The organism is Streptomyces aurantiacus JA 4570, from assembly GCF_000414115.1.
GTDB classification, from domain to species: domain Bacteria; phylum Actinomycetota; class Actinomycetes; order Streptomycetales; family Streptomycetaceae; genus Streptomyces; species Streptomyces aurantiacus_A.
In genome coordinates, this window is the sequence record NZ_AOPZ01000270.1 from 1 (window position 1) to 9952 (window position 9952).

8 protein-coding genes and 1 pseudogene are annotated in these 9952 nt (G+C 72.4%); 1 reads left to right on the forward strand and 8 read right to left on the reverse strand.

Features of this window, described 5'->3' with window-relative positions:
• Positions 1-95: 95 nt before the first annotated feature.
• Positions 96-761, reverse strand: coding sequence for a response regulator (locus tag STRAU_RS24575; RefSeq protein ID WP_016643087.1), 666 nt, complete (start codon positions 759-761; stop codon positions 96-98).
• Positions 758-1924 (reverse strand): sensor histidine kinase, encoded by a 1167-nt coding sequence (locus STRAU_RS24580; RefSeq protein WP_078621447.1) that lies wholly within the window; start codon positions 1922-1924, stop codon positions 758-760. Before STRAU_RS24580 ends, STRAU_RS24575 begins: the two co-directional genes overlap by 4 nt.
• A gap of 211 nt (positions 1925-2135) precedes the next feature.
• On the opposite strand from STRAU_RS24580, the gene STRAU_RS24585 reads away from it, so the two are divergent.
• Positions 2136-2999, forward strand: coding sequence for a class I SAM-dependent methyltransferase (locus STRAU_RS24585; protein WP_016643090.1), 864 nt, complete (start codon positions 2136-2138; stop codon positions 2997-2999).
• 30 nt (positions 3000-3029) lie between these two features.
• Here the strand turns inward: STRAU_RS24585 and STRAU_RS24590 are convergent, their stop codons facing one another.
• The 6 genes and pseudogenes from STRAU_RS24590 to STRAU_RS24615 all read right to left on the reverse strand — a co-directional run.
• Positions 3030-4565, reverse strand: a complete 1536-nt coding sequence (locus STRAU_RS24590) for an NCS1 family nucleobase:cation symporter-1 (RefSeq protein ID WP_016643091.1) — start codon at positions 4563-4565, stop codon at positions 3030-3032.
• Between the two features lie 7 nt (positions 4566-4572).
• Positions 4573-5577, reverse strand: a complete 1005-nt coding sequence (locus STRAU_RS24595; RefSeq protein WP_016643092.1) for a TIGR03842 family LLM class F420-dependent oxidoreductase — start codon at positions 5575-5577, stop codon at positions 4573-4575.
• Between the two features lie 10 nt (positions 5578-5587).
• Positions 5588-6991, reverse strand: coding sequence for a dihydropyrimidinase (gene hydA, locus STRAU_RS24600; protein ID WP_016643093.1), 1404 nt, complete (start codon positions 6989-6991; stop codon positions 5588-5590).
• Between the two features lie 65 nt (positions 6992-7056).
• Positions 7057-8337 (reverse strand): aspartate aminotransferase family protein, encoded by a 1281-nt coding sequence (locus STRAU_RS24605; protein WP_016643094.1) that lies wholly within the window; start codon positions 8335-8337, stop codon positions 7057-7059.
• Entirely contained in the window at positions 8334-9176 is an 843-nt protein-coding gene (locus tag STRAU_RS24610) for a nitrilase-related carbon-nitrogen hydrolase (RefSeq protein WP_016643095.1), read from the reverse strand. The genes STRAU_RS24605 and STRAU_RS24610 overlap by 4 nt, the downstream gene beginning before the upstream one ends.
• Positions 9177-9347: 171 nt before the next feature.
• Positions 9348-9952: pseudogene (locus STRAU_RS24615) on the reverse strand (hypothetical protein); the annotation flags it as partial.

Genomic DNA, 9952 nt, shown 5'->3' on the forward strand with positions numbered 1-9952 from the left:
GAGCCGCGAAGCGGCGATCAACGCCCACCCAGCCCGGGGTCCAGGCGAGCCCCGGCGAGAAGGCCCGCCCAGACCACCTGGGCGACCACCGCGCGTCACGAGGAGCCCCGCACTCGCACAAGCCCCGACTCATAGGCGAACACCACCAGTTGAGCCCGGTCACGCGCACCCAGCTTGGTCATCGCGCGGCTCACATGGGTCTTAGCCGTGAAGGGGCTGATGACCATGTGCGCCGCGATCTCCTCGTTGGTCAGGCCGCGGGCCGCGAGGGCCGTCACCTCGCGTTCGCGGGGCGTGAGGCCCTCCATGCCGGGCGGCGTCGCGCGGTCCGGGGGCCGGGCGACGAACTCGCCGATGAGGCGGCGGGTCACGGAGGGCGAGAGCAGCGCGTCCCCGCGGGCGACGACCTCGATGGCCTGCAACAGGTCGGCGGGCTCGGTGTCCTTGAGCAGGAAGCCGCTGGCCCCGGCGCGCAGCGCCTCGAAGACGTAACTGTCCAGGCCGTAGTTGGTGAGGATGACGACGCGCACGGCCGCGAGGCACGGGTCGGCGGCGATGCGGCGCGTGGCCTCGATGCCCGAGAGCACCGGCATCTGCACGTCGACGAGCGCGATGTCGGGCACGCGCTCCCGCACCAGCGCCACCCCCTGCTCCCCGTCCGCGGCCTCCCCCACCACCTCGATGCCGTCCTCGGCGTCGAGCAGCGCCCGGAACCCGGCCCGCATCAGGGCCTGATCGTCGACCAGCACCACCCGGATCACGCCGGCGACTCCAACGGCAGCTCGGCCCGCACCGAGAACCCGCCCTCGTCCCGCGCCCCCGCCCGCAGCGCGCCCCCGAGCGCCTCGACCCGCTCGCGCATCCCGGTGAGGCCGGTGCCGGGCGCGACCGGCCGCCCCGGGCGCGCGGCCCCGTCGTCGTCCACCCGCACCACCACCTGCCGCTCCCCGTAGTCGAGATGGACGCCGACGGACGCCGCGCCCGCCGCGTGCCGGGCGGCGTTGGTGAGGCTCTCCTGGACGATGCGGTAGACCCCGAGCTCCAGGTCCGACGGCAGCGCCCGCTCCCGTCCGGTGACCGTCAGCTCCACGGGCAGCCCGGCCGACCGGGCGCGCTCGACGAGCAGGGCCGGGCTGCCCGTGGGCGCGTCGGTGCGCAACACCTCCAGGGTGGCGCGCAGTTCCCGCATGGCCTCGCCGCCGGCCTCCTGGATGGCGAGCAGCGCGGGCGGCACCTCCTCGCCGCGCTTGCGCGCCAAGTGCACGGCGACACCGGCCTGCAGCTTGACGATGGAGATGCTGTGGGTCAGCGAGTCGTGCAGTTCGCGGGCGATGCGCAGGCGCTCCTCACCGGCCCGGCGCAGCGCCGCCTCCTCGCGGGTCCGCTCGGCCTCCAGAGCGCGCTCCTCGGTCTGGCGCAGATACGCCTGCCAGGTCCTGCCCGCGACGCCCATGGCGGCGGCGCACACGAACCACCCGGTGAGCAGCAGGGTCCGCTCGACGGCGCCGTCCCCGCCGGGGTCGGCGGCGAAGAAGGCGGCGAGGAAGGCGAGTCCCAGGCCCGCGCCGAGGAGCCGTTGCCGACCGTGGGCGGCGACGTGCACCGCGCCGAGCACGGGGAACGCCGCCGCCGTGGTCGGCTCGGCGTGCAGCACGAAGGCGGCCATGGCGGCCGTGCTGACGGCGAGGGAGACGCGGGGCGCGCTGTGGTAGGCGGCGAGGGAGAGGGAGCCGACGGCGATCAGGGCGTAGTCGAGGGCGTCGGCCCCGCCCTCGTACGCCGTCGCGAGCATCACGACGACGGCGACGACGGCGGCCAGCGCGGCGATCACGAGCCGCGTCCTCGGGTCGTCCCCGTGGTCGTAGCAGTCGAACACCGGTCGCCGTCCGGCGGCATCGCGCTTGGTCCCACGTTCCCCCTGCATGCCCGCACCCTAAGCGCCGGTCCGGGCGGCGGCGTCCGTCGTACGGACCGTTCCCGCGCTACTCCCCCGGTAGTAGCGCGGCGGCCGTCCGGCCCCGGGGCGGTAGCCACGACTGCCTCCGGCGGTACGACGACCGCCGGGCCCCCGCGCGGCCACCATCGGACCCACGATCACGGCGTCCCCGACGACGCCCGACGGCGAAGGAGCCGCCATGACCACGCACGCCGCCCCCCAGGCCCGGCCCGCCGACCACCCCAACGCCCGCCAGGAAGCCATCTGGAACGGCCCCGTCGGCCGGCACTGGGCCGCGCAGCAGGACCGCTACGACGCCATGAGCGGCGACCTCGACGACCATCTGTTCGCGGCGGCGGCCATAGGTGACGGGGACCGCGTCCTGGACATCGGCTGCGGCGCGGGCACGGTCACGCGGATCGCGGCCCGGCTCGCCGGCCGTGGTCGCGCGGTCGGCGTGGACATCTCCGCGCCGCTCCTGGACCGGGCCCGCGCCCGCACCGCGGCCGAGGGCGTCGCGAACGTCTCGTACGAACTGGGCGACGCCCAGACGCACCGCTTCCCCGCGGGCGGCTACGACGTGGCGATCAGCCGGGGCGGCGTGATGTTCTTCGCCGACCACGCGGCGGCGTTCGGGAATGTGGCCCGCGCGCTGCGCCCCGGCGGGCGCCTGGTGTTCGCCTGCCCGCAGCCCGCGAGCCCCGACATCGAGGAGTCCCGGGCGCTCGGCATGCTGGCGAAGCTCCTCGGTGAGCAGGGCGCCGCCGCGTCCCCCGAGTCCGCCGACGCCCGCGCCGCGATGGCCTCCCTCAGCGACCCCCGCCGCGTCCGCGCCGCCCTCGCCGCCTACACGGACGTGGACGTGACGGCCCTGACCATCGAGACGTACTGGGGCAAGGACCCGGCGGACGCCGTCGACTTCCTGCTCTCCCGCACCCCGGACGCCTCCGTGCCGAGGGTCACCCGCAAGGCCATGGAGGACACGCTCACGCCCCACGCGGGCGGGCGCGGGGTGCGGATGAAGGCGCGGGTGTGGCTGGTGACGGCGACGCGCCCGAGCTGAGCCGCCGCCGCCTTCGCGGCCGCTCCGACCTCACGGCCGCTGCTCCCTGCGCGACCACATCAGCCCCAGATACACCACGAACGCGGCCCCGAGCCCCACGGCCCAGCCGTAGTCCGCGAGCGGCTCCAGGAAGGGGATCAGGCCGTCCCGGGGGAACGGCCCCTCCCCCGGGTCCGAGTGCGAGCCGCCGACGGCGAGCACGCCGCCCACCGCGAAGGCCGCCACGGCCCGCCAGTTCCAGCCGCCCGTGTACCAGTAGCGTCCCTCGGGCCGGTAGAGGTCGGCCAGGTCGAGGGCGGTGCGCCGCACCACCCAGTAGTCGGCGACAAGGATCCCGGCGACGGTGCCGAGCAGCCCGCCGACGACGCCGAGCCAGACGAAGATGTACAGCTCGGGCGTCTCGATCAGCTTCCAGGGGAAGATCAGGACGCCGACGACTCCGGTGATCAGCGCGCCCGTACGGAAGTTGATGAGCTTGGGCGCGAGGTTCGCGAGGTCGTACGCGGGCGAGACGACGTTCGCCGCGATGTTCACGGACACCGTGGCGACGAGCACCGTCACCAGCGCGAACAGCAGCCCGAAGACGTTGTCCGCCTTGGCGGCGAGCTCCACCGGCTCCCAGACGGGCTCCCCGTACACCGCCTGCGAGCCGGAGGTGACGAGGACGGAGAGCAGCGCGAAGGCCGTCATCGTGGTGGGCAGGCCCAGGGTCTGGCCCCACACCTGCGCCCGCTGGCCCTTGCCGAAGCGGGTGAAGTCCGGGATGTTCAGGGACAGCGTGGACCAGAAGCCGATCATGCCCATGAGGGCCGGGAAGAAGACCGGCCAGAAGTCGGCGCCCCAGCCCAGCTCGGACGGCTGGTCGAGCAGCGGGCCGAGGCCGCCCGCCTTGTCGGAGATCCATACGAGCAGTACGACGGCGCCGACGAGCACGAACGGCGCCGCCCAGTTCTCGAAGCGGCGCAGCGTCTCCATACCCCGGTGGATGATGGCCAGTTGGAGGCCCCAGAAGGCCACGAAGCACAGCCACAGGGTCCACGGGTATCCGCCGATGTCCGAGGCGTCGGCCCAGGCGCCGCCGAATACCTCGTTCAGCAGGACGAAGATGCCCTGACCGCCGATCCAGGTCTGGATGCCGAACCAGCCGCAGGCGACGGCGGCACGGATCAGCGCGGGCAGGTTCGCGCCGCGCAGCCCGAAGGAGGCGCGCGCGAGCACCGGGAAGGGTATGCCGTATTTGGGGCCCGCGTGCCCGGTGAGCAGCATCGGGAGCAGCACGACCACATTGGCGAGCGCGATCGTGAGGACGGCCTGCTTCCAGTCCATGCCGAGCGCGACCAGGCCGGAGGCGAGCGTCCAGGACGGGATGTTGTGGGCCATGCCGACCCACAGGGCGGCGAAGTTGTAGGTGGTCCAGTGGCGTTCGGCGAGCGGGATCGGCTTGAGGTCGTCGTTGGCGAAGCGGCTGTCGTGCGGGTAGGCGCCGGGTATCAGCTCGACGCGGCCGTCGTCGGCCGCCCGCTGGGTGGGCGCGGCGGGCGGCCCCGGGGGCACGGTGTCGGTCATGGCCCGGTCATGAGCCGGTCAGGGCGGGGATGACCTCCGCGCCGTACGCGTCGATGACGGCCTCTCGCGCGTCGTGCATGGCGTACAGCGCGAACTGGTCCACGCCGAGGTCCTTCAGGGCTTGCAGCTTCTCGATGTGCGCGGCCGCCGGGCCGAGCAGGCAGAACCGGTCGACGATCTCGTCGGGCACGAAGGCGGTGTCGGGGTTCCCGGTCCGGCCGTGGTGGCTGTAGTCGTAGCCCTCGCGTTCCTTGATGTACGCGGTGAGCGCCTCCGGGACCATCGAGGAGTGCTCGCCGTACTTGGAGACGAGGTCGGCGACGTGGTTGCCGACCATGCCGCCGAACCAGCGGCACTGCTCGCGCGCGTGGTCCAGGTCGGCGCTGACGTACGCGGGCGCGGCCACGCAGATCTTGACGTCCGCCGGGTCGCGTCCGGCCGCGGCGGCGGCGTCGCGGACCGCCTTGACCATCCACTCCGTCAGATAGGGGTCGGCGAGCTGGAGGATGAACCCGTCCGCCTTCTGCCCGGCGAGCGCGAGCGCCTTGGGGCCGTACGCCGCCATCCACACCGGCAGCCTGCCGTCCCGCACCCACGGGATGCGCAGCCGCCGCCCCTCTATGTCGGCCTCGCGGCCCTCGGCGAGGTCGCGGATCACGTCGATCGACTCGCCGAGCCGGGCGAGGGTGTTGGGGCTCCGGCCCGCGACGCGCATCGCGGAGTCGCCGCGGCCGATGCCGCACACGGTGCGGTTGCCGAACATGTCGTTGAGCGTCGCGAAGGTGGAGGCGGTGACCTCCCAGGTGCGGGTGCCCGGGTTGGTCACCATCGGCCCCACGGTGAGCTGTTCGGTGTGCTCCAGGATCTGGCTGTAGATCACGAACGGCTCCTGCCACAGGACCGACGAGTCGAAGGTCCAGCCGTAGCGGAAGCCGCTCCGCTCCGCGCGGCGCATCAGGCCGACCACTTCGGACGCGGGCGGGTCGGTCTGCAGGACGAGTCCGAAATCCACGTGAAGCCTCCTAGTCCAGGTACTGACAGGTCGCGCGGGGCGTGTACACGCCGTGTCCGGCGTGGCCGGTGAACTCCCGGCTGTCGATGACCGGTTCGCCGCGCGAGAGTACGGTCTCGACACGTCCGGTGACCCGCTTCCCTTCGTACGCCGAGTAGTCGACGTTCATGTGGTGGGTCTCGGCGGAGATCACCTGCGTCGCGGCGGGGTCGTAGACGACGACGTCCGCGTCGGCGCCGGGCGCGATGGTGCCCTTCTTCGGGTAGAGGCCGAACATGCGGGCCGGGGTGGCGCAGGCGATCTCGATCCAGCGGCGGCGGCTGATGTGTCCGTCGACGACGGCCTGGTGGAGCAGGTCCATGCGGTTCTCGACGCCGGGAAGGCCGTTGGGGATCTTCGAGAAGTCGCCGCGGCCCAGCTCCTTCTGGCCGGTGAAGCAGAACGGGCAGTGGTCGGTGGAGACCACCTGGAGGTCGTTGGTCCTGAGGCCCCGCCACAGCGCCGCCTGGTGCTCGCGGGGCCTGAGCGGCGTGGAGCAGACGTACTTGGCGCCCTCGAAGTCCGGCTCGGCGAGGTTGTCCGTGGACAGGAACAGATACTGCGGACAGGTCTCGCCGAAGACGGGCAGACCCTTGTCCCGCGCGGTCACCAGCTCCGCGACGGCTTCCTCCGCCGAGACGTGCACGACGTACAGCGGCGCGCCCGCGACCTGGGCGAGCCGGATCGCGCGATGCGTGGCCTCGGCTTCGAGCAGCGCCTTCCTGACCTCGCCGTGATAGCGCGGATCGGTCTCGCCGCGCTTGAGGGCCTGCTCGACCAGGACGTCGATGGCGATGCCGTTCTCCGCGTGCATCATGATCAGGCCGCCGTTGGCCGAGGAGCGCTGCATGGCGCGCAGGATCTGCCCGTCGTCGCTGTAGAAGACGCCGGGATACGCCATGAAGAGCTTGAAGGAGGTGATGCCCTCCTCGACGAGGAGGTCCATCTCCTTGAGCGTGCGGTCGTTCACATCGGAGACGATCATGTGGAAGGCGTAGTCGATCGCGCACTTCCCGTCGGCCTTCGCGTAGTGGGCGTCCAGGCCCGCGCGCAGGGAGTGCCCGGCGGACTGGACGGCGAAGTCGACGATGGTGGTGGTGCCGCCCCAGGCCGCCGCCCGGGTGCCGGTCTCGAAGTCGTCGGACGAGAAGGTCCCGCCGAACGGGAACTCCATGTGCGTGTGCGCGTCGACGCCGCCCGGGACGACGTACTTCTCGCTCGCGTCGATGACGCGGTCCGCGGTCCAGGCCGCGGCGGCCTCGGTGCCGCGCGCGGCGAGGGCCGCGATCCGGCCGTCCTCGATCAGCACGTCGGCGTGCAGTTCCTCGGCGGCGGTGACGACCAGGCCCCCGCGGATCAGGGTGCGGGTACTCATGGTGATGCGCTCCCTACGTGATACGTACGTGCGGACGTCGCCACGTCGGTGCCTTCGGCGGTGAACTAGACGTCCTGCAGGGCGTGTTCGAGGATCGCGGCGCCTTCCTCCGCCTCCGCGACCGTCAGCGAGAGCGGCGGCGCGACGCGCAGCACGCTGGTGTTGTGCCCGCCGCCCTTGCCGATGAGCAGTCCGCCCTCACGGGCCGCTTCGAGCACGGCGGCGGCCGCCTGCGGGTTCGCCTCGTCGGTGCCGGGCTTGACGAGTTCGAGGCCGATCATCAGGCCGCGCCCGCGCACTTCGCGTACGAGCGGCAGGTGCGCGCAGATGGCCCGCAGCCGCTCGATGAGCAGCCCGCCGACGCGCCGGGCGTTGCCCTGCAGATCGTGTTCCAGGAGGTACGTGAGGTTGGCGAGCCCCGCGGCCATCGTCACCGGCGAGCCGCCGAACGTCGAAATCGAGTTGGCGTCCAGGGAGTTCATGATCTCGGCGCGGCCGACGACGCCGCCGATGGACATGCCGTTGCCGATGCCCTTGGCGAACGTGAGCAGATCCGGCGGGCCGGACGCGGCGTGCGCCTGCCAGCCCCAGAAGTGGTCGCCGGTGCGGCCCCAGCCGGTCTGGACCTCGTCGGCGATCCACAGGATGCCGTGTTCGGCGAGGACGTCGCGGAAGGCGGCGTACAGGCCGTCGGGCGGCGAGGTGAAGCCGCCGACGCCCTGGATCGGCTCGGCGATGAGCGCGGCCACCCCGCGCGTCTGGCCCAGCATGTCCCGCAGGTCCGCGACGCACGCCTCGGTGAACTCGGCGTCGCTCAGGGCGGCGTACGGCCCGCGGGTGCGGACGCCCCCGTGGACGTACAGCGTCTGCAACGGCGACAGGCTCGTGGGCGACCAGCTCTGGTTGCCGGTGATGCCGACGGCGCTGAACGAGCGGCCGTGGTAGCTGTTGCGCATCGCCAGGATCTGGTTCGAGCCGCGGTGGGCGGTGGCGAGGAGCAGTGCCGCGTCGTTGGCCTCCGTGCCCGACGTCGTGAAGAACACGCGCGCGTCCGGGATGCCGGACAGGGTGGCGACGCGCTCGGCGAGGTCGATCATCGGGCGGTTCAGATAGAGCGTCGAGCTGTGGATGATCCGGCCCGCCTGCTCCGCGACGGCCTTGGTGACGTCGGGCAGCGCGTGCGCGGTCATGGTGGTGAGGATGCCGCCGAAGAAGTCGAGATAGCGCCGGCCCGCGGCGTCCCAGACGTGCCGGCCCTCGCCGTGGGTGAGTTCGAGCGGCTCGTCGTAGTACAGCGCGAGCCAGTCCGGCAGGACGGCCTTGTGCCGGGTGCAGAGGTCCTTCACGGGTTGACCAGCCCTTCGTACGCGTCCGGGCGGCGGTCCCGGTAGAACGCCCACTGTTCACGGACCTCGTCGATCAGGTCGAAGTCCAGGTCGCGCACGACGAGTTCCTCCGCCTTGTCGCTCGCCGTCTCGCCGACGAACTGCCCGCGCGGGTCCACGAAGTAACTCGTGCCGTAGAAGTCGTTGTCGCCGTACTCCTCCTGGCCGACGCGGTTGATCGCCGCGATGAAGTACTCGTTGGCGACGGCGGCCGCGGGCTGTTCCAGTTGCCACAGGTGGGCGGAGAGGCCGCGGGAGGTGGCCGAGGGGTTGTAGACAAGCTGGGCGCCGTTCAGGCCGAGCTGGCGCCAGCCCTCGGGGAAGTGCCGGTCGTAGCAGATGTAGACGCCGACGCGGCCGACGGCGGTGTCGAAGACGGGCCAGCCGATGTTGCCCGGACGGAAGTAGAACTTCTCCCAGAATCCCTTGACTTGGGGAATGTGGTGCTTGCGGTACTTGCCGAGGTAACTGCCGTCGGCGTCGATGACGGCGGCGGTGTTGTAGTAGAAGCCGGACTGCTCGACCTCGAAGACGGGCACGACGATCACCATGCCGGTCTCGCGGGCGAGGTCCCGCATGCGGCGCACGGTCGGCCCGTCCGGGACCGGCTCCGCCCAGCGGTAGTGCTCCTTCTCCTGGACCTGGCAGAAGTAGGGGGCGTTGAAGACCTCTTGGAAACCGATGACCTCGGCGCCCTGCCGGGCCGCCTCGCGAGCGTGTTCCTCATGCTTGGCGATCATGGATTCGGTGTCGCCGGTCCAGGTCGCCTGGACCAGTGCGGCGCGTACGACGTTGACCATGGCCTGCTCCTTCGACGGGACGTCAGAGAGCCTCTACGCCCGTAGACTTCGTGCGTAGACAGACGAACGTAAGCCCCATCGGCGGCCTTGCCAAGACCATCGTCGTAACGCGGCGGAGTCGATCATGTTTCGCACCCGAGCGGGTGAGATCCGGACCCGCCGGGCGCGTTCTCAGGTGGTGAAGCCCGCGACCCGCAGGGCGTGCACGAGGTCCCAGTGGTGTTCGTCCGAGGCGGCCTTGGCGGTCTCCAGGAGCAGCGGGATGAGCCGGGGCGGGTCGGTGTGCGCGCACGCCGCGACGTCCTCGGCGCTGCGCACGCGGACGTACGCGTCGAGCAGCGCCCGGGCCTCGCGGTCGCGGCCCGCGTCGGCGAGCGCGATCAGGGACTCGGCGATCTCCGGGGCGGGCCGGGCCACGCCCTGGCGCAGCAGCTTGCGGCAGTCCTCGGCGCGGCCCGACCCGGCGAGCGCGTCGGCGACGGCGACGAGCCGGTCGGGCGGCAGCGAGGCGGCCTCCCACAGCAGGGTCGCCCAGTCCGCCGCGAGGCCCGCGTGGTGCAACTCCTCGGCGAACAGCGGAAGCCGGGCCGCGGGCCACCCCGCCGCCTCGACGAGCACGCCGTGCGCCTCGCCACTGCGGCCCTCGCCGCGCAGCCGGATCAGCGCCTTGACGGCGTCGGTGGTGGCGCGTTCGTCGGCGAGGCGGGCGTCGGCGGGGGCGGGAGCGGGTTCGCCGGTGCCGTGCGCGTCGGCGCCTTCGCCGGTCGTCGCGCCCC

What these genes read in the sequence shown, in the direction of transcription:
- STRAU_RS24580 (WP_078621447.1), bottom strand. Translation starts at nt 1,924, where the DNA reads ATGCAGGGGGAACGTGGGACCAAGCGCGATGCCGCCGGACGGCGACCG.
- STRAU_RS24585 (WP_016643090.1), top strand. Translation starts at nt 2,136, where the DNA reads ATGACCACGCACGCCGCCCCCCAGGCCCGGCCCGCCGACCACCCCAAC.
- STRAU_RS24590 (WP_016643091.1), bottom strand. Translation starts at nt 4,565, where the DNA reads ATGACCGACACCGTGCCCCCGGGGCCGCCCGCCGCGCCCACCCAGCGG.
- hydA (WP_016643093.1), bottom strand. Translation starts at nt 6,991, where the DNA reads ATGAGTACCCGCACCCTGATCCGCGGGGGCCTGGTCGTCACCGCCGCC.
- STRAU_RS24610 (WP_016643095.1), bottom strand. Translation starts at nt 9,176, where the DNA reads ATGGTCAACGTCGTACGCGCCGCACTGGTCCAGGCGACCTGGACCGGC.